Origin of the sequence: Vibrio sp. E14 (assembly GCF_020515785.1) — a bacterium.
Classification (GTDB): domain Bacteria; phylum Pseudomonadota; class Gammaproteobacteria; order Enterobacterales; family Vibrionaceae; genus Vibrio; species Vibrio diabolicus.
In genome coordinates this window covers 56,682-78,592 of the sequence record NZ_JAHPJI010000009.1, presented here as the reverse complement: position 1 = coordinate 78,592, position 21,911 = coordinate 56,682, and the positions used below count along the sequence as shown (strand labels likewise).

At 43.8% G+C, this 21,911-nt stretch carries 20 protein-coding genes; 10 read left to right on the top strand and 10 right to left on the bottom strand.

Annotated elements, in window-relative coordinates; genetic code table 11:
* The first annotated feature begins 75 nt into the window (after positions 1-75).
* The 5 genes from LIX84_RS19780 to LIX84_RS19760 all read left to right on the top strand — a co-directional run bounded on the left by LIX84_RS19780 (position 76) and on the right by LIX84_RS19760 (position 6,079).
* Positions 76-846, top strand: a complete 771-nt coding sequence (locus tag LIX84_RS19780) for an ABC transporter ATP-binding protein (protein WP_005378438.1) — start codon at positions 76-78, stop codon at positions 844-846.
* An 82-nt stretch (positions 847-928) separates the two neighbouring features.
* Entirely contained in the window at positions 929-1,699 is a 771-nt protein-coding gene (locus LIX84_RS19775) for an ABC transporter substrate-binding protein (RefSeq protein ID WP_012841998.1), read from the top strand.
* Positions 1,700-1,780: 81 nt separating this feature from the next.
* Entirely contained in the window at positions 1,781-2,521 is a 741-nt protein-coding gene (locus tag LIX84_RS19770) for an ABC transporter permease (protein WP_006742137.1), read from the top strand.
* Positions 2,522-2,524: 3 nt separating this feature from the next.
* Complete coding sequence (locus LIX84_RS19765; RefSeq protein ID WP_053807157.1) at positions 2,525-3,202, top strand: ABC transporter permease; 678 nt, start codon at positions 2,525-2,527, stop codon at positions 3,200-3,202.
* Positions 3,203-3,358: 156 nt separating this feature from the next.
* The gene (locus tag LIX84_RS19760) at positions 3,359-6,079 is read left to right on the top strand and encodes an ImpA family metalloprotease (RefSeq protein WP_226422015.1); all 2,721 of its coding nucleotides are present in this window, start codon (positions 3,359-3,361) and stop codon (positions 6,077-6,079) included.
* Positions 6,080-6,176: 97 nt separating this feature from the next.
* Here LIX84_RS19760 and xthA read toward each other — a convergent pair whose 3' ends face one another.
* The 5 genes from xthA to dinG all read right to left on the bottom strand — a co-directional run bounded on the left by xthA (position 6,177) and on the right by dinG (position 10,659).
* Positions 6,177-6,983, bottom strand: coding sequence for an exodeoxyribonuclease III (xthA, locus tag LIX84_RS19755; protein WP_048626179.1), 807 nt, complete (start codon positions 6,981-6,983; stop codon positions 6,177-6,179).
* A gap of 94 nt (positions 6,984-7,077) precedes the next feature.
* Positions 7,078-7,242 (bottom strand): pleiotropic regulatory protein RsmS, encoded by a 165-nt coding sequence (gene rsmS, locus LIX84_RS19750; RefSeq protein ID WP_005378432.1) that lies wholly within the window; start codon positions 7,240-7,242, stop codon positions 7,078-7,080.
* Positions 7,242-7,787 (bottom strand): primosomal replication protein, encoded by a 546-nt coding sequence (locus tag LIX84_RS19745; protein WP_048626180.1) that lies wholly within the window; start codon positions 7,785-7,787, stop codon positions 7,242-7,244. Before LIX84_RS19745 ends, rsmS begins: the two co-directional genes overlap by 1 nt.
* Positions 7,784-8,569: a sulfite exporter TauE/SafE family protein gene (locus LIX84_RS19740; protein WP_005390688.1), complete on the bottom strand. Its 786-nt coding sequence runs from the start codon at positions 8,567-8,569 to the stop codon at positions 7,784-7,786. The genes LIX84_RS19745 and LIX84_RS19740 overlap by 4 nt, the downstream gene beginning before the upstream one ends.
* A 14-nt stretch (positions 8,570-8,583) precedes the next feature.
* On the bottom strand, positions 8,584-10,659 hold the full coding sequence (dinG, locus tag LIX84_RS19735) for an ATP-dependent DNA helicase DinG (RefSeq protein WP_226422014.1): 2,076 nt from the start codon (positions 10,657-10,659) through the stop codon (positions 8,584-8,586).
* Positions 10,660-11,173: 514 nt separating this feature from the next.
* Here dinG and LIX84_RS19730 point away from each other — a divergent pair.
* Positions 11,174-12,205, top strand: coding sequence for a porin (locus LIX84_RS19730; protein ID WP_006742133.1), 1,032 nt, complete (start codon positions 11,174-11,176; stop codon positions 12,203-12,205).
* A 76-nt stretch (positions 12,206-12,281) separates the two neighbouring features.
* Entirely contained in the window at positions 12,282-12,959 is a 678-nt protein-coding gene (locus LIX84_RS19725) for a DUF2057 family protein (RefSeq protein ID WP_012841993.1), read from the top strand.
* Between the two features lie 85 nt (positions 12,960-13,044).
* On the opposite strand, the gene LIX84_RS19720 is transcribed toward LIX84_RS19725, so the two are convergent.
* On the bottom strand, positions 13,045-13,746 hold the full coding sequence (locus tag LIX84_RS19720; RefSeq protein ID WP_085343558.1) for a pseudouridine synthase: 702 nt from the start codon (positions 13,744-13,746) through the stop codon (positions 13,045-13,047).
* Between the two features lie 311 nt (positions 13,747-14,057).
* On the opposite strand from LIX84_RS19720, the gene LIX84_RS19715 reads away from it, so the two are divergent.
* A complete protein-coding gene (locus LIX84_RS19715) occupies positions 14,058-16,283 on the top strand; it encodes an NADP-dependent isocitrate dehydrogenase (protein WP_226422013.1) in 2,226 nt (741 codons plus the stop codon).
* Between the two features lie 187 nt (positions 16,284-16,470).
* Here LIX84_RS19715 and cspD read toward each other — a convergent pair whose 3' ends face one another.
* Positions 16,471-16,689, bottom strand: coding sequence for a cold shock domain-containing protein CspD (gene cspD, locus LIX84_RS19710; RefSeq protein WP_005378407.1), 219 nt, complete (start codon positions 16,687-16,689; stop codon positions 16,471-16,473).
* A 704-nt stretch (positions 16,690-17,393) separates the two neighbouring features.
* On the opposite strand from cspD, the gene clpS reads away from it, so the two are divergent.
* Positions 17,394-17,714: an ATP-dependent Clp protease adapter ClpS gene (gene clpS, locus LIX84_RS19705; protein ID WP_031780157.1), complete on the top strand. Its 321-nt coding sequence runs from the start codon at positions 17,394-17,396 to the stop codon at positions 17,712-17,714.
* A gap of 50 nt (positions 17,715-17,764) precedes the next feature.
* On the top strand, positions 17,765-20,032 hold the full coding sequence (gene clpA / locus LIX84_RS19700) for an ATP-dependent Clp protease ATP-binding subunit ClpA (protein ID WP_005390700.1): 2,268 nt from the start codon (positions 17,765-17,767) through the stop codon (positions 20,030-20,032).
* A gap of 135 nt (positions 20,033-20,167) precedes the next feature.
* Here the strand turns inward: clpA and infA are convergent, their stop codons facing one another.
* From infA to aat, 3 genes are all read right to left on the bottom strand, one after another.
* A complete protein-coding gene (gene infA / locus LIX84_RS19695) occupies positions 20,168-20,386 on the bottom strand; it encodes a translation initiation factor IF-1 (protein ID WP_001040192.1) in 219 nt (72 codons plus the stop codon).
* Between the two features lie 81 nt (positions 20,387-20,467).
* Complete coding sequence (locus LIX84_RS19690) at positions 20,468-21,169, bottom strand: arginyltransferase (protein WP_145474280.1); 702 nt, start codon at positions 21,167-21,169, stop codon at positions 20,468-20,470.
* On the bottom strand, positions 21,166-21,873 hold the full coding sequence (gene aat / locus LIX84_RS19685; protein ID WP_048626183.1) for a leucyl/phenylalanyl-tRNA--protein transferase: 708 nt from the start codon (positions 21,871-21,873) through the stop codon (positions 21,166-21,168). Before aat ends, LIX84_RS19690 begins: the two co-directional genes overlap by 4 nt.
* Between the last annotated feature and the right edge of the window lie 38 nt (positions 21,874-21,911).

The following is a 21,911-nucleotide window of genomic DNA, read 5'->3' as shown; positions in this document are numbered from 1 at the left end:
TGGTGCTAATTTGTTCCGAATTAGAGAGGGCGGAGTCCCTTAATTGCAGTGACAAAAACACAGGGAGTAGAGCGCATGAATGATGTACCAGCGCTAGATATAAAAGACCTGCACAAAACATTTGGACAAAATGAAGTTCTCAAGGGAATTTCTCTTGCCGCGCACAAAGGAGATGTCATCTCCATCATTGGCTCTTCCGGTTCTGGTAAGAGTACCTTTCTTCGATGTATCAACTTGCTAGAAACGCCTACCGCAGGCGAAATTTGGGTGAATGGTGAATTAATCCAAATGAAGAACAACCGAGCAGGGGAATCCGTTCCTGCTAATGAAAAGCAAGTGCAACGTATTCGCTCACGTCTAGCGATGGTGTTCCAAGGTTTCAACTTATGGTCACACCTGACAGTACTAGAAAACGTGATTGAAGCCCCTGTTCATGTTCTAGGCGTACCAAAAGCCCAAGCGATTGAAAACGCAGAAGTCTTGCTTAAGAAAGTAGGCCTATATGAGCGTAAAGACTATTATCCTGGACACTTATCTGGCGGTCAGCAGCAACGTGCCGCTATTGCCCGTGCGCTAGCAGTTGACCCTGAAGTGATGTTGTTTGACGAGCCAACCTCTGCGCTTGACCCAGAACTTGTTGGGGAAGTATTAGGGGTAATGAGAGATTTGGCAGATGAAGGACGAACCATGCTGGTGGTCACGCACGAAATGGCGTTTGCGCGAGACGTATCAAACCATGTGATGTTCTTGCATCAAGGCTTAGTGGAAGAACAGGGAAATCCAGCTAAGCTATTTACAAACCCGGATTCAGAACGATTACAGCAGTTTATCTCATCCATTTACTAATATTTTTAGGCGGCAGACTATTGCCTCCTAAGCCAGCACAACAAACAAAACGAAATAAAATAGCAATCACAGGAGTATGGAAATGAAAAAGTGGTTATTAGCAGCAACGATCGCTGCAACGGCAGTATCAGGTGTCGCTCAAGCGAAAGAATGGAAAACAGTTCGCTTCGGCATTGAGGGTGCTTACCCTCCGTTTAGCTGGACAGAAACGGATGGTTCTCTTAAAGGCTTCGACGTAGACATGGCCAACGCGCTTTGTGAGGAAATGCAAGTGAAATGTAAGATTGTCGCGCAAGATTGGGATGGCATCATTCCTTCTCTATTAGCGCGTAAGTACGACGCAATCATCGCTGCGATGTCTATTACTGAAGAGCGTAAGAAGAAAGTCGATTTCACTGGCAAATACGCACTGATTCCAAACAAATTTATTGCCAAGAAGGGTGCGAATCTGGATTTTGACAACCTAGATGGCAAGAAAATCGCCGTTCAACGTGCAACAACACACGACAAATATCTGACAGATAACTATGGCGATAAAGTAGAAATTGTTCGTTACGGTTCTTTTGATGAGGCTTACCTAGATTTAGCCAATGGTCGTGTTGCCGCTGTATTGGGCGACGCCTCTGCTCTAGAAGAAGGTGTGCTTAATAAAGCGGGCGGCGACGCGTACGAGTTTGTTGGTCCGTCATTGACCGATCCTAAGTGGTTCGGTGAAGGTTTTGGTATTGCCGTGCGTAAACAAGATAAAGATCTAACGAAGAAATTGGACGCGGCGATAATTTCACTACGTGAGAAAGGTGTTTATCAAGAAATTGCTGGTAAATACTTTAACTACGATGTGTACGGTGAATAAACCGTAATTAAGCGACCGTTGGCTTGTTCCTAGAAGTAGTCAACGGTCGATTTTTTGAGTTTAGGGATTAGGAACTCACCTATGCTAGATTTACAAGGATACGAAGCTTCGATTTTAAAAGGGGCTTTAGTAACGATAGAAGTTGCAGTGCTTTCACTCCTTCTTGCGGTGATCTTAGGTATGCTTGGCGCATTAGCTAAGTTAGCGCCTTACAAATGGGCAAGGGCGATTGCCACTCTTTACACCACCGTCATTCGCGGCATTCCAGATTTGGTTCTGATGATGCTGATTTTCTTTGGTGGACAAATACTTTTAAACAATAGCCTGTACTCCATTAACGAAACGCTCAATGAGTGGTTTGCTTCGAGTGATCCAAACCATGAATGGACGTCTTACTTACCCGACTATATTGATGTCAGCCCATTTATTGCAGGTGTACTCACGATTGGTTTTATCTTTGGTGCCTACATGGCGGAGACTTTTCGCGGAGCGATCATGGCGGTGGACAAAGGTGAACTAGAAGCGGCGAAAGCTTATGGTATGAGCTCAGCCTTATCGTTTAGAAGAATCTTACTGCCTCAGATGATTCGTCATGCATTACCTGGATTTGGTAATAACTGGTTAGTGTTACTCAAGACCACAGCGTTAGTTTCCATCATCGGCCTGGATGACATGGTGAGAATGAGCTCGTTGGCGGCAGGTACGACGAAAATGCCGTTTACCTTTTACATGGCTGTCGCGCTCATCTTTCTGTTTTTTACCAGCGTTTCGACCGGGCTACTCAAGCTTGTTGAGCGTAAGTTCAGTATTCATGCGAGGTAAGTTATGGATTTTTCTTTGATTATTGAAAGCTTCCCAACTTATCTTCAGGGACTTTGGACGACAGTTTGGCTGGTAGGATTAGCGTTGGTTATCGGTTTGTGTGTCTCGATTCCATTAGCTGTGGCACGTAATAGTGCGAATTATGCCTTTAGCTTACCTTCTTGGGGATTCATTTACTTTTTCCGTGGAACACCGTTGTTGGTCCAGTTGTATTTGATTTATTACGGTATGGATCAGTTCTTTCCTGTGAAAGATACCTTGTGGGAAAACGCCTGGTTTTGTGCTTTAGTCGCTTTTATTCTTAATACGTCGGCTTATACAGCAGAAATTATTCGTGGTGCGATTAATGGCTTGCCCAAAGGTGAAGTAGAAGCTGCCAAAGCGTATGGGATGAGTAAGTTTATGACATACAGACGTATTATCTTGCCGAGTGCACTGCGTCGAGCATTACCAGCTTATTCTAACGAAGTGATTTTCATGCTGCACGGTAGTGCGGTCGCGGGTATCGTTACCATTATGGATCTAACTGGCGCTGCGCGCTTAGTTAACTCACGTTACTATGCGCCATTTGAATCTTTCCTTACGGCGGGGCTGTTCTACATGGCACTGACGTTTATGATCTTGTGGTGCTTTAAAGTGGCAGAGAAGCGCTTCTTGGCATACCTACGTCCTTTAAGTTAATAATTAGTGTCAGCAATGGTATCGAAATGGGTACCATTGCTTTTTGATGATTTTGTTATCTTCATTCCTATTTTTCCTACCGATACAAAAGACTATTTCTTTTTATTCATGTACTTACATTAATATTTGATAAACCCATTGTTTAGTAAGTAAAAAATGAAAAAAACAATTCTATCGTTGGGCCTTGCCGCCGTTGCCACTGGATGTGGTGGGGGAGAGGGAGAGTCACAATCTAATGCTCAAGTAAAACCAACGCCAGCTCCAGTTCAACAAGCTCTGGAAACTGGTAATGCACTGCTCGTTTCTGACCCGAACGATTTCATCCGAGAAAGTCGGCAAGTTGTGGAAGGGCACAAGAAACAGTCGAATACGATCAAATCCGCAATTGCGAAAAACCTTTCTGGCCTTTATTGGGATCCAACCCATGATGCAGCGATCTTGGCACCTCAGTATGGGTTCAACGACACAATCTTGATGACCAACAAGGCCATGGCTAGCGGTTATAAAGATCAGGCGTTGTCAATTGGCGTTGCTGGAGAAAAAGCTAATGGTCAACGTTATGCGCTATTAGGTAGTAACCCATTTAGAACGGCACAACGCTTTCCCGAGTCTTCGAATGCAGCGATGACTCAATGGCTAAGCAACCTGGTCACTTGGTTGTCAGGCGGAACTACTTCAAACGTTGTCATCGCGCAAATGGATCAGTCTTATTACTTCCCTGATGAGCAAGCGACTCGGAATTGGCTGAAAGACAATGTTTCACAAGAGTTGGCGTTTAACGAGGCCAACCTATGCGATGGCTCGAAGCTACTTAGCTGCTTGCAAACCAATACTCCAAACTTATTGATCTTGTCACAGCATCTGCAATCTGGCGACACCAACCAACAAGTACTCGATGCTCTGGCATACGCTGAGCAAGCCCAAATTCCTGTTCTATACCTGCATTGGGATGGAGGACTAACTGAACTTGGCCGAGACATTTTGGAAAAATTCCATGTTGATTATGTGGGAGATAACTATTGGCGTAAGTTAGGCTTGGTTGATTGGGCGCCTTCATCACTCATGAACTTCGTGCCAGACTCTGTTGCTACGCAACAAGCGCTGTTGTCTCGTTTTGAATCTCAAAACTTCAATGTTGACTTGTCACAGTGTGATGACAAATCTTGTCCTGACACTGCGAATATGGAAAGTCAATTTTATGCAGGGGCAAACAGTATTCGCCATCGGTTGAAAAAGCTTGATGAACAAAAAGTAGATTTGTTTAATCAAGATGGCTACCAATACGAAAAACTCATGGTATTGCTGGCTGATCACTATCGTCAAACGGCTGTGTTCCCAATGGACAAACAATCAACCCAAACGACCGAATTCCTAAAATCGTATTTTGCCGATTACGTACAATACAACAGCCGAAGCGTGAACCCAAAACAACCAAATATGGGGAACTTCAGCCGTAGTGAGTTTAGCCCTGAAGTAAAGAGAATCAGCGCAACGATTAATATGGAATCAAAGCGTAACTTCCGCTCTGCTGGTGTGTATGCGCTTCCTGGGGAGACCTTTACGGTCACGCGCAATGACAGTAATGAAGTGACGACTAAAATTGTCATCAACAGTTTAAGAAGTGGCGCAACTCATGAGTTCAGCAAAGATGGATACACGCGACCAAAAATGCTGACTTCTTTCGCCTATGAGGTGAAGCCGGGTGAAACCATCACGCTGACTTCACCTTATGGCGGGCCTATCCAGGTTCACTTTAACAATAATGATGTACCAGTAGCTCTAACATTTAGCCATGTAGCGCAACACCCTGTATGGAGAAGTGAAAAGGATAACGATGCGTTTATTCAGGAGCTTGAAGCGAATTTGTTCGATTGGGCTGAACTGATCACGCCTGGATTTGAGGTACACTCTAAACGTGACAAAATGCTTGAATCTGTCAACGATGAGATGTGGTCGACACCAGCTGAAATGGCGCTAGCGACAGAAGAGTATGTTCATAACTACCCACATGTCTTGGCTGGTTTCCAAGGGCCGGGGATCGATGAGGTTCCGGAAATTATCCAGTATGCCAAAAATCAAGGTTGGGAAATCGCCAATATTGATATGGTGAAGCATATGAACGCTGACCAAGCGACGTGTGGTTACGGTTGTTCTGGTAACCCATACGATGCTTACTGGTCATTCAGCCCACTCGGTCACGGTGATTTACATGAGCTTGGTCATGGCTTGGAAAAAGGTCGATTCCGATTTGCAGGCTGGGAAGGGCATTCAACGACCAATTACTACTCGTATTACAGTAAGTCTCGTTTCTTCCAGAATACGGGGAAAGTTTCAACTTGCCAAAGTTTGGATTTCAAAGGCCAGTTTGAATTATTGCAAGCAAGCCGAACTCAAGCGGATCCAAACGCTTACATGGCAGCGCAAAATCAAACTGGTTGGAGTTGGGGAGCTCGCGTTTACATTCAAATGATGATGGCGACGCAGCATGAAGGTGTACTGCAAAATGGTTGGCATTTATTGGCGCGATTGCACCTGATTGAACGTGAGTTTAACCGCTTAAAATCGGATGATGCGCTTTGGAATGAGAGACGATTGAGTATTGGTTTCGCCAACTACTCTCGTGAAGAGGCAAATAGCATCTCAAACAACGACTGGTTGCTTATTGCTCTGAGCTACATCTCTCAGCGAGACATGACGAGCTATTTAGATATGTGGGGCTTCTCGTTCGCAGAAAAAGCGAAACAGCAGGTTGTGGCGCTGAATCTACCGCCGATGCCGCTCACTTACTTTGCAAGCAGCAATACCGGCTACTGTCTGAACGAATTTGCTCAAACGCCAGTCAGTGTTGATGGTCAAACGGTTTGGCCGCAGAACTAGCTGAGTAGAAAGTAACTTGCATGAAAAAGGGAGACAGAGTCTCCCTTTTTCATGGGTTAAGCTTAGCGTTGAGTCCCGCTTATTGCTCAGTTATGTATTACTTGAACGTCGACCAAATTGGAGCGTGGTCTGAAGGTTTTTCAATACCGCGCAATTCATAATCGATACCCGACTCAATACATTTTTGCGCGAGAGAAGGGGTCGCCAAAATGACATCAATTCGTAGACCTCGGTTATCATCAAATCCGCGAGAGCGATAATCAAACCACGAGAATTGATCGTTCACTTCTGGATATAGCTTGCGGAAGGTGTCCTCAAAGCCCCAATCTAGCAAGGTTTTCAGCCATTCGCGCTCTTCCGGTTGGAATGAACATTTACCTGTTTTTAGCCAACGCTTACGGTTTGGTTCGCCGATACCGATATCTGCATCAATAGGGCTGATGTTGATGTCACCCATAACAATCAATTGCTCGTCACTATTGTGATGATCGTTTAGGTAGGTCATCAGATCTTTATAAAACTGACGTTTGTATGGGAATTTTGTTTCGTGGCTGATGTTATCCCCTTGAGGGAAGTAGCCGTTTAGCACAGTGACCTTCTCGCCGTTTTCATTTAAAAACGTTGCCATGATCATTCGCTTTTGGTGCTCTTCGTTATCCGTCGGGAACCCTTTTTGTACGTGTAGAGGCTCTTGCTTACAAAGCATTGCTACGCCGTAATGTGCTTTTTGACCATGGAAATACACTTTGTAGCCCATGGCTTCGACAGCTTCAATCGGGAATGCTTCATCGTGAACTTTAATTTCCTGAAGACCAATCACATCAGGTTGGTGTTTGTCGATTAGCGCTTGGAGTTGGTGCAGTCGCGCACGTAGTCCATTGATGTTAAAGCTGATTACTTTCATTATTTATCCTTTTGGGGGCGTACTTTTTTATGAATAGTATCATTGTGTAAGAGCACTGAAAATGAGTCTCGTGAAAGGAGTGAAACGCTCTGAGCTACTTTGCTTTTAATTTGTTTTCTAAGTCATTTTGCACGATCTTCAAAGCGTTAAGCGCAACTTCTGGATCTATCTCATTGCTCTCAAGCAAATAGATTAAATCGACAGCCAGTTTGATCTCTTCAGGTGCGTCATCTAAAGGCGAGGTTGGTTGGTCAGCCATTATTGATGTTTTTCCCTATGTGTAATTTGGTTCTCTAGCTTAAGAAGTGCTGCTTCACAACGCGCTAAACGTTGCTCGGTTGCTAGTAACACTTTTTGAGCTTCGGCACGCATAAAACTCGGAGCGCTTTCGACAGCACGTTCTTTTTCTAACACCATTTCGCGCAAGCGTCTTGCCCACTCTTGGTGTTGAGCGAGTTCCTGATAAAGCACGTTAATAGGCTTGCGGAAATGGCTGCTATGTTTGATCTCATTCTTGCGAATTTTGGTGGTAGAAATCTCGCGTTGAATCGCACCTATTTGCGCTACTAACCGTTCAGTGAGGTACTCAGCACGCAAAGCGGTGAGCTTACCTTCATTTTGCTCACGCACAATCGCATCCAGCGTGGCTTTTGCTTCTTTTACGCAAGGAGTAAGTAAGCGAGAGCGACAACCAAATAAGCGCTCATCAAAAAGCGGAACATGGTGTTCGCCTCTTTGACGGTCAAGAACAGCGGCTTGCTTCGCCATTTGTTCTAGGTTTTCCTGGAGTTGAGAAATGTTCATGACAAACCTACAAACCATGCGTCATAAGCCAATTTTATGGCCAGTATACTGACGACAGTAACAAATACAGGGCGAATGAATTTAGAACCAAACCGAATGGCGGAATGCGCGCCAACAAAAGCGCCAGCCATTAAACATACCCCCATTGTTAAGCCTAGCACCCAGTTGATATGACCGAGGACTGCAAACGTAATCAAAGAGGTAAAGTTGCTGGTAAAGTTCATTGCTTTTGCTAAGCCAGAGGCGAGCAAGATATTCAGCCGATACAGAGCCATTGAACTGACCGTCCAAAAAGCCCCAGTTCCAGGCCCTGCGAGCCCGTCATAGAACCCTATGGATAATCCTTGCATGTACTGTTTTCTATGAAGTTTTGGGCAAGGCTCGGGAATTGGACTTTGATGAGGAGAGTGTGGTGTTTTATGGAAGACGGTGTATAACGCCGCCGCTAAAATAACAAGAGGTAACCCTTTTTCTAGCCAATCCGTGCTAATCGCGTCCACAAGTAGGGTACCTAATGTTGCTCCGACAAGCGTCGCTACAAATGCTCTTCCCCAGCATTGAGGCTTGAATAAACGTTTCTTGTAGTACGTAAATGCCGCAGTAGAAGAGGCAAAGGTAGCCGCAAGTTTATTGGTGCCTAGTGCAATATGGGGCGGCAAGCCCAACGATAGTAGAGCAGGTACGGTTAGCATGCCACCACCACCGGCAACTGCATCAATAAATCCAGCGACAAAAGCGACAAGCGCCAACACCAACAACATAGTTGGCTCAATCATTTCCATAAATGGTGATTCTTCTAATATTCTATTTTACGTTTAAATGGAGGTAGTGAGTCGATTAAGGCTTGTCCGTATCGCTTAGTGACTAGGCGTCGATCAAGAATCGTTACTCTACCAGAATCTCTCTCTTTACGCAGTAAGCGACCTACGCTCTGGATCAGCTTTTTGCTTGCGTCAGGTACAGTTATTTGCATAAACGGGTTCCCTCCTTTTTTCTCGATATATTCGGAGTGAGCCTGTTCGACAGGGGAGGTTGGAACACCAAATGGAATTTTTGTAATCACCAAGTTTTCAAGTAATGCGCCAGGTAAATCTAGCCCCTCAGAGAAACTGCCAGTACCAAATAAGATGCTGGTTTTATTTGATTCTATTAGCTTTTTATGTTTTTTTAGAATTTCTTGACGTGAGCTTTCACCTTGAACTTGCAACGCCCAGCCTTTTTTTATGAACTCCGAAGACAGCGCCTTCGCAACTTGGTTCATCTGCCAATAGGATGAGAATAATACTAAGTTGGCTTTCTTGTCTTCCAAGTACTTAGGCAATATCTCAATAAGATATTCAGTAAATTGAGGCGCTGGTGGTTCATATTTCATCGCAGGGATGAGCAATTCTGCCTGGTTTTGGTAATCGAATGGTGACGCAAGCGCTAAAAACGGTGTGCCTGATTCTGGTTTTCCATCAATACCAACCTGATGGCAAAAGTAATGGAAGGAGTTTAATGCACGCATCGTTGCGGAAACTAAAATGGCGCCAATGCACCTGCTCCAAATTTGTTGGTCGAGTTGCCATCCAATTTCAAGCGGAGAAACACTCACAATGAAATCACCCTCGCGATCGGGGTGGGTTTCTAACCAGCGAGCCAAAGGCGCACCTTTTTCACGAGTTGGCTCAGCCATCAAGTGCCAGACTTGCGCTAGGTTTTCTAACCTTTGAATGTAGAAGCCGAGTTCTGCAAGCGCTGGTTCAGCCAATCTTGTCGTAAGCTCCCCATCTTTTACTCTTTCCGCAATAAGGTCGGCAATTTTTGCCACACTTTGATTTGCTTTTTTACTGAACTGCTTTAACTCTTTGGATTGGTTCTCTAGCCATTCTGGTAGTTCACCGTGCTCAAAGCGGTAGATACTCTCTTCAAATTGAGCTGGATCGAACTGTTTAGGCAGTTGAGCCAGTGCTGGTATCAAGTTCTGAACCGCGTCTTGAAGGTCGTTGCGAAATCGAGCTACGCGCTTCTCGTCTGCGAGCGACGAAAACTTGCTAATCGACTGATTTAACTTCTCAAGCCATGCTGCCGCACCTTTTAAGCTCGCAGATGCTGAAGCATGATCGCGGGCGACGTGAGGTAAGTGATGTGCCTCGTCAAAGACGTATATCGTGTTTTCTGGCTCAGGTAAGATTACTCCGCCCCCCAAGTCTGCGTCTGCCATGACGAGAGAGTGGTTCGCAATGATGACATCATTCTTATCCAGCTCCGAGCGCGCTTTTTGAAATGGACAGCCGCGATGGCCCGGTAGACTGTTATTGCAACTGTGTTTATCACTGACAATCAGTTGCCAAAGCTTATCATCGATGGTTTTAGGCCAAGAATCACGGTCACCATCCCATTTACCTTGCGCAAGAGAGCGATGCATTGTTTCCAACAGCTCTATATCTTTTTGCTTAGGCTTGGTTTCGAACATGGCTAACTGACCACCATCAGCACCACAAGCTGAAGCAAGTTTTTCTGCACAACAATAGCGTTGACGGCCTTTTGCCAAAATAAAAGAAAACTCTCGGTCGGTAATCCGACGAAAAAGAGGGAGGTCTTTATTTATGAGCTGCTCTTGCAGAGCTACGGTCGCCGTTGAGATAACCACTTTTCTATTGTTATGTACAGCCACGGGGATGGCAGCCATTAGATAGGAGAGCGACTTACCAATTCCAGTCCCTGCTTCTGCAACCAGTATTCGGTTAGATTTGTGGTACTGACCGCACAGCGTTTTTGCAATCTCTGCAACAAGGTAGTTTTGTGCTCTTCTAGGTACAAAGTTATCAAGTTGATCTTGCAGGTTTTGATAGCTATTACGAATCGATTTTTGAATGTTACTGGTCAGCATACGGGCCTCAAATGCGTTGGAGGCGAATAGTAGCACACATCACTAGTTGTACAGTAGTTCACAAAACGGAATGCTTTTATGAGGAATGTAGATCTTCTTCACAAAAAAATATTGAACCTTATCTAAATGAAATTAATTTCATTATATGAAAAATATAAAACTCCAAATATGATATTTGTATGGTTTTTTATTCTATATATTGTGTTTTTTAGTATTTGTTTTGGGTTTAAAATCTCATTGTTAATGGTTTTATAAATTATGAAAAATCAAGAGGATTGATTAGATGTTCGTCGAATAAATAAAGATAAACTTTTCAAGCTATTGTTTTTAAATGTTATTTTTGTTTTTTTACATTGGTATTTAGAAAATTTGACAGCCAGAATAATCTTTTGCACTCTTAGCTCCAGATTTTGAGAAGGCGCTGTATAACGTTTTGTTAACGCTCTATCTCAAACATATAAAAAAGGGAACCGGACAAGGATATCCCGAACTAAGAAAAGGCAGTGGATTAATTATGAAAAAAACTCTATTAGCACTAGCTGTAGTTGCGTCTGCAACTTCAGTGAACGCAGCTGAAGTATTCAAATCTGAAGAAGGTTCTGTAGATTTCTACGGTCAGCTACGTCCAACTCTTCTATTCCTAGACAGCACAGACCACACTGCAGAGCTAAACACTAGCTCTTCTCGTATGGGTGTAAATGGTGTTTACGTTGTAAACGACAACCTAAAAGTTCTAGGTGAAGTTGAAATCGGTGTTGCTCTAGGTGACAACTACGGTGCAGGTGCTGATTCAAGCGAGCGTACTGATGACTCAGTATACGTACGCCGTCACATCTTTGGCTTCGACATGGGCGATATGGGTACACTTCGTTTTGGTAAAGAAGGTACTTGGGCTGATGACATCTACGGAGCTGATTACTCATACTTCTTCGGTGGTTCTGCACTTCTTTACGGACACGCGTGGAACAACTCTTCTCAAATTAAATACGCTTACGAAAATGACGCATTCTGGCTAAAAGCTGGTTACGCGCTAGGTGAGAAAGATCAAAACGAAGAAATCCGCGAAGTATTCGTAGGTAAGTCTTTCAATGACCTATCTGTACACGCTGGCGTTCTTTCTTCTGAGAACAAGATTGCTTCTAAAGGTAACAACACTGAGAACCTATCTTTCGAAGTAACTGCTGAATACGCTCTAGATGAGCACACTCTAGGTGCTACGTACTACTACAACGAAAATGAAGACAAAGCAGCTAACGAGACTATCGATTCTCACGGTATCTCTCTAGCAGGCATGTTCGCTGTAGCTCCTAAAACAACACTTTACTCTGGCTACGAGCTAGTAATGTCATCTTCTGACAAATCTGGCAAGAAAGATGGCGACCAATCTAAGTTTTACGCTGGCGTTGAATACAAGTTCTCTAAATGGGCTCGCGTATTCGCAGAAGCGGGTTACAATTTTGATGGTGATAAGCTAGAAGCTGGTAAAACAACTGCAGAAACTGATTCTAAAACTGACTTCGGTGTTGGTGCACGTTTCTACTGGTAATCAATACCCAGTTTGATATTGTAAGACCCAGCTATATGCTGGGTCTTTTACTATGAAGATAAGGATGAAAAACTCTATGCAGTTATCATTAAAAGTGGCAATGGCGTTGTCTATTCTTGCCAGTACAAACCTTTATGCTGCAACGACTTTAGTGGTTCCAGAAGACGTGAAGTTACTGGCCGTCAATATGGAGAAGCCAAAACTTGAGGGGGGACTTTTCTCTAGTGAGAAGACAATTGAGATCCCCGACGGAACTAACCAAATTGTCTTCAAATATCAACCTGCTTTTGAAACAAACGAAAACCTTAAGACAGTTTACAGTGACGTGATCATCGCTAAGTTTGATGTTGAAAATGAAAAACTAAAGTTTGAACTACCAGAGTTTAAAACTCTTCGTCAAGCGCAAAACAACATCTCACCTTTAGATTGGCAACTGCTGGACACCAAAGGTCAACCTATTGCTTTGGTCGAAGATGTATTAGAGTCAGATGGTGTTCAAATTGGTCGTAATTACCCTCAAGAATCTCGTAACTACAATATTGCTGGCGGTATCGCGAGTGTTGCCGTTAGTTATGTAACTGTGAATCAGCATCAACAATCAGTAAGTGATATCGAGCCTCGAGTTGAGAGTAGTGATACCCGTTCAACAGTCGCATCGAACGACAGCCCAATGGTTGATGTATTAAAGACGATGTACCAGAAAGCGTCTCCGGCGGAAAAAGAGGCATTTAAAAACTGGCTTGCTGAGCAGTAATCCCTTAGTTCATTAGATAGGGCTTAACTGAAAAAGTACGAATCTAAAAAGCAGGCTTTAAGCCTGCTTTTATCTTTTCTGCCTATTAGAGAGAGATTTCTCTCCATTCACCAGGCATTAGGTCTTTAAGGACGATATCACCCATCGAATGACGAATGAGGCGCAAAGTAGGGAAGCCAATGTGCGCAGTCATGCGACGCACCTGACGATTTCTTCCTTCAATAATGGTAATGGCTAACCAAGTGGTAGGGATATTTGCGCGAAAACGAACAGGAGGGGTTCTATCCCAGACTTGTGGTTCTGGAATCACTTCAACTTCGGCTGGTAGAGTCATACCATCTTTTAGCTCTACTCCCTTTCTCAATTTTTCAAGATCTTGCTCTAGAGGAGCGCCATCGACTTGAACCCAATAAGTCTTCGGGGATTTTGACTTTGGCTGCGTGAGCTTCGCCTGCAAGATGCCATCGTTAGTGAGCACCATCAAACCTTCGCTGTCTCGGTCCAATCGGCCAGCCGCATAGACATCTTTGATTGGGATATAGTCCGCTAACGTTTTGCGACCATCACCATCGGTAAATTGACTGAGCGTGTCGTAAGGCTTGTTGAATATAATGACTTTACGGTCTTTTGGATCCACTTTTGGCTTTTGGTTTCTTGCTGAGCGAACAGGGCGACGGTTTGTTTGAGTACGAGTCTTTGAGCTATTGCGAGCTCCTGAGTGTTTAAATCGGCCCGTTTGGGATTGATTGCGACCGCGACCTTTTTCATGACCTGTACGAGATGACATGTTAACTACCCTGCAAAAATGTAAATGAACTGTGTTTGAAAGTTTTAAGTTTTCTCATGATCGGATATGATTTGCGCGCCTAAAACTAACAAACGCGCACAGAATGATAGACTAATTCGTGTTATTTGTTTAATTATATCAGTGCACTCATGGATTCAGAGCCCAGAGCTTCAAACTACAACAAAGAGTGTGAACCGCATGTGGCGTTAGTGAGGAGACATGTACTGCTAACGTGCAGCAATGCGTCAATTAAACCAACTCAGACGCTGAGTTGATCAGCCAACAAGTTGATTAAAAAATAGGGAAATTTCATGCCTACAGAAAAACCTACAATTATCTACACCATCACTGATGAAGCGCCGGCGCTAGCAACTTATTCATTACTACCAATCATTCAATCATTCACAGCATCGTCTGGCATCAATGTAGATACTCGTGATATTTCACTAGCAGGTCGAATTATCGCTAACTTCCCAGAGCATCTAAAAGAAGAACAGCGCATTGGCGATGCGTTGACAGAGCTTGGTGAACTAGCTCAAACTCCAGAAGCAAATATCATCAAGCTACCTAACATTTCAGCTTCAGTTCCTCAGCTTAAAGCGGCGATTAAAGAGCTTCAGGCGAAAGGTTACGATTTACCAAACTACCCAGAAGAGCCGAGCACGTACGAAGAGAAAGCGATTAAAGCGGCTTACGACAAAATCAAAGGTAGTGCGGTTAACCCAGTACTTCGTGAAGGTAACTCAGACCGTCGTGCTCCAACTTCGGTTAAGAACTACGCGAAGAAAAATCCACATTCAATGGGTGCGTGGTCATCAGAGTCTAAGTCTCATGTCGCGAGCATGTCAGATAACGACTTCTTTGGGAGCGAAAAGTCGACAACCATCTCTGGCGCAACAGAGGTCAAAATCGAGTTCGTCGGTAATGACGGTACAGTTAAAGAGCTTAAGCCGGCTTTCCCATTACTAGATAAAGAAGTCATTGACACTTCAGTGATGAAGAAGAAGGCGCTGGTTGAATTTTTCGAGAAAGAGATTGCTGAAGCGAAAGCACAAGACGTGCTGCTGTCTCTTCATATGAAAGCGACGATGATGAAGGTTTCTGACCCAGTCATTTTCGGCCATGCAGTGAAAGTTTACTACAAAGACGTTTTCGATAAATACGGTAAGCTGTTTGAAGAACTGGGCGTTGATGTAAACAATGGCATTGGTGATGTCTACTCGAAAATTGAGTCTCTACCTGAAGCGCAAAAAGCAGAAATTGAAGCGGCAATTCAAGCGGTTTACCAAACTCAACCAGAACTTGCGATGGTTGACTCTGATCGTGGTATCACCAACTTACATGTACCAAGCGACATTATTGTAGACGCTTCTATGCCAGCAATGCTTCGCTCTTCTGGTCAAATGTGGGGACCAGATGGTAAACAAAAAGACACCAAAGCGATGATACCAGATCGTAGCTACGCAGGTATTTACCAAGCGGTGATTGATTTCTGTAAAGAGCACGGCGCATTTGACCCGACCACTATGGGTAGCGTGCCTAACGTTGGATTAATGGCTCAAAAGGCAGAAGAGTATGGTTCTCACGACAAGACATTCATTCTAGACGCAGCAGGTACTGTTCGCGTTGTTGATACTGCGGGTAACGTATTGTTAGAGCAAGCGGTTGAAGAAGGCGATATCTTCCGTATGTGTCAGGTGAAGGACGCACCAATCCAAGATTGGGTTAAACTAGCAGTGACTCGCGCACGTGCAACAGGTGTTCCAGCCGTATTCTGGCTAGACGAAAACCGTGCGCACGATGCTGAACTCATTAAGAAAGTAAATACCTACTTACCAGAGCACGATACTGACGGTCTAGAGATTAAGATCCTATCTCCTGTTGATGCTTGTAAGTACTCGCTAGAGCGTATGAAAGCGGGTCTGGATACTATCTCTGTAACGGGTAACGTTCTTCGTGACTACCTAACAGACCTGTTCCCAATTCTAGAGTTAGGCACGTCAGCTAAGATGCTATCTATCGTTCCATTGATGAATGGCGGTGGTCTATTTGAAACAGGTGCTGGTGGTTCTGCTCCTAAGCATGTTCAACAAGTAGAAAAAGAGAATCACCTTCGTTGGGATTCTTTAGGTGAGTTCTTAGCACTAGCTGCATCCCTAGAACATCTAAGTGTGGTGGCAAACAGCCCGAAAGCGCAAGTTTTGGCGGATACGCTAGACAAAGCGACTGGTGAGTTTTTAGATACCAACAAGTCTCCGTCACGTAAAGTGGGCGAATTAGATAACCGCGGTAGTCATTTCTACCTCGCACTTTACTGGGCGAAAGCACTTGCCGAGCAAACAGACGATGCTGATCTCGCTGCTGAGTTTGCACCGATTGCGAAAGCGTTGTCAGAGCATGAAGAAAAAATCGTCGCTGAGCTAAACAGCGCACAGGGTGTGAAAGGAGAGCTGGGCGGTTACTACCTGCTAGACGATGCATTGGTTTCTAAGTTGATGCGCCCAAGCGAAACCTTTAACGCGATCATTAACAAGTAAAATAGATGAAAAGAGCACGTCGCTTTCGGCGTGTTTCTTCTTTTATCAATACTTTGTATGTGGTCTATCTGTATTTCATAAGCTACAAATAGTAAGAAACCCGCTATCTTGGCGGGTTTATTTTTCTCTTCAGAACATCAAAATGACGTTTCGAGAGCAATATTTTTATTTTTCGACAGCGCTCTAATTATTTGGCTTGACCTTCAAGAGGCACGACGCTACTCGCGTGACAGCCTTTGGGACCTTTTTCAATCTCGTATGAGACTTGTTGGCCTGCTTTCAGTGTACGATAACCGTCCATCTGGATAGTTGAGTAGTGGGCAAAGATATCTCCCTCTTCTTCATCTGAACAAATAAACCCAAATCCTTTGGCATTGTTAAACCACTTTACTGTACCTGTAGCCATGCTTTTACATCCCTCATGCATTTTTTACTGAGTTGTTACAACAACCAAGTTATACCTTTAACCTGGTACTACTATTGTCAGCGAACGCTAACAAACATCTAGTCAATGAGAAATCACATTCACCAAGCTGCTTAAAAACAAATGGATTCAAAATGACGATTTATGCATCAACACTTTCCACTGTAGTCAATGAATCCCGACAGTCAATAGCATTAAGCAACAAACAGAAACATAATTGAAAACAAATCACTCTTGAGATTAACAAATTTGCAAACAGTTTTTCGTATATACGCGGAAGTTTGGTCAATTAGCCTGCAAAGTAGTATTCACTGGAAAAACCATACTGTTCGTGTTGCTTATGATAGATGAATCCTCTAACTGAATAAAAAATGAAGTTTTCGTGATAATTACCCCATTCTCAGTTAGGAAGTGTGATCTCGGTAGAATACTGAGAGATGTTTCGCAATAGCTAGGAGGGGGTAAAAAGAAAGTTATTTTATAAGTAAAAATGTGTAACTTATCGACAAGCATCTTTTATTTGCGCCCCCTCAAGACCTGCATTAGTCTCTATATTAGGTAGCAACTTTTATCGATCAAAGATCGAATTCGGTGCCATATCTCACTACACCGCGCTGCACGCTTGTGGTAGATTGTTTTTATAGGTCGAAAACATCAACCCTTTGATACGATATCTTTGAATTGCCATGAGTAAAAATTTTGAATGGGTCACTCCGGACTCTGATCTTCTGGAGCGAGAAAGTACGAAAGTTCAGCCACCTAAGCTGTACAATGTTGTACTAAATAATGATGACTATACACCTATGGATTTCGTCATAGAGGTACTTGAGCGATTCTTTTCACATGACATTGATAAAGCGACTCAGATCATGCTCAAGATTCACTATGAAGGAAAGGCAATCTGTGGCACATACAGTGCAGAAATTGCCGAAACAAAAGTAGCGCAAGTTACGATGTACGCAAGGGAAAATGAACATCCGCTACTTTGCACTATGGAGCAAGCGTAAACAAAGAAGACTTGCTCGAACAACCCAAGTTGTTTTTTCGGGAGGTACTTATGCTAAATAAAGAACTAGAGTCAAGCCTTAACGGTGCATTTGCTCGGGCGCGAGATAAACGCCACGAGTTTATGACTGTCGAACACCTCCTACTTGCATTATTGGAAAATGATGCAGCTAAGGAAGCCCTTTTAGCTTGTAAAGCGGATCTTGACGCTTTACGTAACGAACTCGATATATTCATCGATCAAACTACGCCTCTTATCCCAGACAGTGATGAGACGCGTGAAACCCAGCCGACTTTGAGTTTTCAACGTGTGCTACAACGCGCCGTCTTTCATGTACAGTCGTCTGGCCGCAACGAAGTAACAGGTGCAAACGTGCTTGTGGCGATCTTCAGTGAGCAAGAGTCGCATGCCGCCTACCTACTGAAGAAAAACGACATCTCCCGATTAGATATTGTTAACTTTATCTCCCATGGTATTACTAAAGCGTCAGGTGCAAGCGAAGACCCATCATCAGATTCGTTCAGTTCAGAGAGTGTCGAAGAGCCGAATTCTGAAGAACGTTTGGAAAGCTTTGCGACTAACCTTAATCAGGTCGCTAAAGATGGCAATATCGATCCACTGATTGGTCGCGATAAAGAGCTAGAGCGCACTATTCAAGTACTTTGCCGCCGCCGCAAGAATAACCCATTACTAGTGGGTGAAGCCGGGGTAGGTAAAACAGCCATCGCAGAAGGTCTTGCTTGGCGAATTGTAGAAGGGCAGGTCCCGGAAGTTATTCAAAACAGCGTGATTTACTCATTGGATATTGGTTCTCTATTGGCTGGTACTAAGTACCGTGGTGATTTTGAAAAACGCTTCAAGGCGATTTTGAAACAGCTTGAAAAAGAAGAAGATGCAATTTTGTTCATCGATGAGATACACACAATCATCGGTGCGGGTGCGGCTTCTGGTGGTCAAGTTGATGCCGCAAACCTTATCAAACCTCTACTAAGTAGCGGTAAGTTGCGTTGTATCGGCTCGACTACATACCAAGAATACAGCAACATTTTCGAGAAAGAGCGTGCGTTGTCCCGTCGCTTCCAAAAGATTGACGTTGTAGAGCCTTCTCTGGATGACACAACTAAAATCTTGATGGGCTTGAAGCCGAAGTACGAAGCACACCATGAAGTACGTTACACCAATAAAGCGCTGCGTGCCGCGGTAGAACTTTCGGCGAAATACATCAATGAACGTCATTTACCAGATAAAGCCATTGATGTCATTGATGAAGCTGGCGCTCGCAGTCGTCTTGCTCCTGCAAGCCGCCGTAAGAAAACGGTTGGTGTTGCCGATATCGAAGCGATGGTTGCCAAGATGGCACGAATCCCAGAGAAGTCGGTTTCTTCTTCAGATAAAGACATCTTGAAGAACCTAGATAGCAAGATGAAGATGTTGGTATTTGGTCAAGATAATGCGATTGATGCATTATCCGAAGCGATCAAGCTGACACGTGCAGGTTTGGGCGTGGATAACAAACCAGTTGGTTCATTCTTGTTTGCTGGCCCTACTGGGGTGGGTAAAACAGAGGTGACGGTGCAGCTATCTAAGCTTCTAGGGATCGAGCTACTTCGTTTTGATATGTCGGAATATGGTGAGCGTCACTCCGTGAGTCGCTTAATTGGTGCACCTCCTGGTTATGTCGGTTACGACCAAGGTGGCTTGCTAACAGACGCTGTTATCAAGCACCCACATTCAGTCGTATTACTCGATGAGATTGAGAAAGCGCATCCAGATATCTTTAATTTGCTATTGCAAGTGATGGATAATGGTACGCTAACGGACAACAACGGTCGTAAAGCAGACTTCCGTAATGTCATCCTCGTTATGACAACCAACGCGGGTGTGGCTGAAACTGAGAAGAAATCAATTGGTTTGATTCAGCAAGACAACAGTCACGATGCGATGGCGGAAATTAAGAAGGTATTCACTCCTGAGTTCCGTAACCGTCTTGATAACATCATCTGGTTTAACAGCCTTGATGAAAGCGTTATCCATCAAGTTGTTGATAAGTTTATTGTTGAACTGCAGGTGCAACTTGATGCTCGTGGCGTATCAATGGAGGTATCGCAAGATGCACGCCATTGGTTAGCGAATAAAGGTTATGATAAGGCGATGGGTGCTCGCCCAATGGGACGCGTTATCCAAGAGCAACTTAAGAAACCTTTGGCTAATGAATTGTTGTTTGGCTCTCTAGTCGACGGCGGCACTGTGAAAGTAACACTAGTGAATGACACACTTAAATTTGAATATTTGAGTGAGAAAGAGGCAGCGATGCATTAATTGCTCCGTAGGGAAGTAAAAGCGCACGATTTTATCGTGCGCTTTTTGTTTGTCTAAACCTACTCGGAAATAAAAATCATGCAATAAAAAACGGAGCAAACTGCTCCGTTTTTTATTGCATCCGAAAATCAGAGATTAACGAGCGCGGAAGACGATGCGGCCTTTTGACAGGTCGTATGGAGTCATCTCTACAGTTACTTTGTCACCCGTTAGGATACGGATGTAGTTCTTACGCATCTTGCCAGAGATGTGAGCAGTCACAACGTGACCGTTTTCAAGTTCAACACGGAACATAGTGTTTGGTAGAGTGTCAAGGACCGTGCCTTGCATCTCGATTACGTCTTCTTTAGCCATTTAATCCTCTTTAGAAATTAGGCAATATTAGCGGTCTATATTCTGCCGCTAAATAGTAATTATGTAAAGTTGAGGCGTATTCTACCCTCGCCAACGCTGATTTACTAGCCTTTGGTGGCGTTGAAAGCGTGTTTTATAGTTCATTGCTGGACACTCATCAATCTGATAACCCAAATAAAGCCACTGTTGTTTGTTCTCTTGGCAGTATTTTATTTGATAGAGCACTGCCAAAGTGCCAAGAGATAACGGGTAGTCAGGGTCAAAAAAAGTATAAAATGCACTCGAACATTGAGTCATTACATCCGTTACCGCAATGGCGAGTAATTGATTTGACTCATCGTAAATATGCAAAAATGAAGTGGTCAACCAGCTGGTTTGGGCAAACCGATAAAATTCATCACGCTTTGGTGGATACATAGTGCCGTTTTTATGCCGTTTGCAGATGTACCGACTGTAAAGCGCAAACCATTCCTCATCCATTTCGGGTTTCATTTCCCAACGTAAAGGCTGTGCTTTACTGAGCAGCCTCTTCTGACTTTTTGATAGTCTAACGTCTGGAATCGAGACTCGAATTGGCTGGCAAGCGGTGCAATGCTCGCAGTGCGGTTTATATATGGTATCTCCACTACGACGAAAACCGTTAGCCATCAGTAGTTGATAGTTTTCTTCAGTATGCAGCCCTGCATCAAGTGCCACCGCCACACGCTCTTGCCGTTCAGGCAAGTAACTGCAAGGGTGATTATTCGTTAATCCAATTCGAATATGTTGTATATCCGTACTCATACTGAATCCTGCAAAACTTGGGGCTTATAGGTATCAAATAGTGTTTGTTTTTCTCTTAAAGATAGTAGTTTTTGCATAAACTCGTTACGCTCTAGTTCAAATGCGCCAAGTGATGCCAAGTGCGAGTTCATAACCTGACAATCGATTAATTGACCTTGCTTTGACGCCAAATGGTTGCATAAGTACCACAATGCAATTTTAGATGCGTTATCTTTTAGGCTAAACATCGACTCTCCGCAAAAAAGTTGACCAACGCAGATGCCATATAGTCCCCCAATGAGCTCGTTGTCATGCCATACTTCTACAGAGTGACAGTGACCAAGTTTAGCTAACTCAATGTAAGACGCTTGCATTTCCTCGTTGAGCCAAGTTTCCTCTGCAGGACGTGTTGATGAACATAGTCTAATCACTTCTTCTGTCGCGAAATTGAGCGTTACTTTATAGTTATGTTTACGCTGAAATTTTTTGAGACTTTTAGACGGTTTAAACGCTAAGGGATCAAAAACAGCGCGTGGGGAAGGGCTCCACCATAGAATAGGTTCTCCAGGACCATACCAAGGGAAAATGCCTTGATAGTAACCATTGAGGATTCTCATGGGATCTAAGTCACCGCCAAAAGCAAGCAAACCATTGGGATCGCTGAGTGCTTTATACGGTGAGGGAAAGTTGAACGTATCATCGAGTTCAGTTAAATAAATAGCCATAAGAAGTCGTTACCAACATTAGAGTCAGAGGAGTTTAT

Excerpts from the sequence above, each read along its gene's own strand:
- LIX84_RS19780 (WP_005378438.1), top strand. The coding sequence starts at position 76 with ATGAATGATGTACCAGCGCTAGATATAAAAGACCTGCACAAAACATTT.
- LIX84_RS19775 (WP_012841998.1), top strand. The coding sequence starts at position 929 with ATGAAAAAGTGGTTATTAGCAGCAACGATCGCTGCAACGGCAGTATCA.
- LIX84_RS19770 (WP_006742137.1), top strand. The coding sequence starts at position 1,781 with ATGCTAGATTTACAAGGATACGAAGCTTCGATTTTAAAAGGGGCTTTA.
- LIX84_RS19765 (WP_053807157.1), top strand. The coding sequence starts at position 2,525 with ATGGATTTTTCTTTGATTATTGAAAGCTTCCCAACTTATCTTCAGGGA.
- LIX84_RS19760 (WP_226422015.1), top strand. The coding sequence starts at position 3,359 with ATGAAAAAAACAATTCTATCGTTGGGCCTTGCCGCCGTTGCCACTGGA.
- xthA (WP_048626179.1), bottom strand. The coding sequence starts at position 6,983 with ATGAAAGTAATCAGCTTTAACATCAATGGACTACGTGCGCGACTGCAC.
- rsmS (WP_005378432.1), bottom strand. The coding sequence starts at position 7,242 with ATGGCTGACCAACCAACCTCGCCTTTAGATGACGCACCTGAAGAGATC.
- LIX84_RS19745 (WP_048626180.1), bottom strand. The coding sequence starts at position 7,787 with ATGAACATTTCTCAACTCCAGGAAAACCTAGAACAAATGGCGAAGCAA.
- LIX84_RS19740 (WP_005390688.1), bottom strand. The coding sequence starts at position 8,569 with ATGGAAATGATTGAGCCAACTATGTTGTTGGTGTTGGCGCTTGTCGCT.
- dinG (WP_226422014.1), bottom strand. The coding sequence starts at position 10,659 with ATGCTGACCAGTAACATTCAAAAATCGATTCGTAATAGCTATCAAAAC.
- LIX84_RS19730 (WP_006742133.1), top strand. The coding sequence starts at position 11,174 with ATGAAAAAAACTCTATTAGCACTAGCTGTAGTTGCGTCTGCAACTTCA.
- LIX84_RS19725 (WP_012841993.1), top strand. The coding sequence starts at position 12,282 with ATGCAGTTATCATTAAAAGTGGCAATGGCGTTGTCTATTCTTGCCAGT.
- LIX84_RS19720 (WP_085343558.1), bottom strand. The coding sequence starts at position 13,746 with ATGTCATCTCGTACAGGTCATGAAAAAGGTCGCGGTCGCAATCAATCC.
- LIX84_RS19715 (WP_226422013.1), top strand. The coding sequence starts at position 14,058 with ATGCCTACAGAAAAACCTACAATTATCTACACCATCACTGATGAAGCG.
- cspD (WP_005378407.1), bottom strand. The coding sequence starts at position 16,689 with ATGGCTACAGGTACAGTAAAGTGGTTTAACAATGCCAAAGGATTTGGG.
- clpS (WP_031780157.1), top strand. The coding sequence starts at position 17,394 with ATGAGTAAAAATTTTGAATGGGTCACTCCGGACTCTGATCTTCTGGAG.
- clpA (WP_005390700.1), top strand. The coding sequence starts at position 17,765 with ATGCTAAATAAAGAACTAGAGTCAAGCCTTAACGGTGCATTTGCTCGG.
- infA (WP_001040192.1), bottom strand. The coding sequence starts at position 20,386 with ATGGCTAAAGAAGACGTAATCGAGATGCAAGGCACGGTCCTTGACACT.
- LIX84_RS19690 (WP_145474280.1), bottom strand. The coding sequence starts at position 21,169 with ATGAGTACGGATATACAACATATTCGAATTGGATTAACGAATAATCAC.
- aat (WP_048626183.1), bottom strand. The coding sequence starts at position 21,873 with ATGGCTATTTATTTAACTGAACTCGATGATACGTTCAACTTTCCCTCA.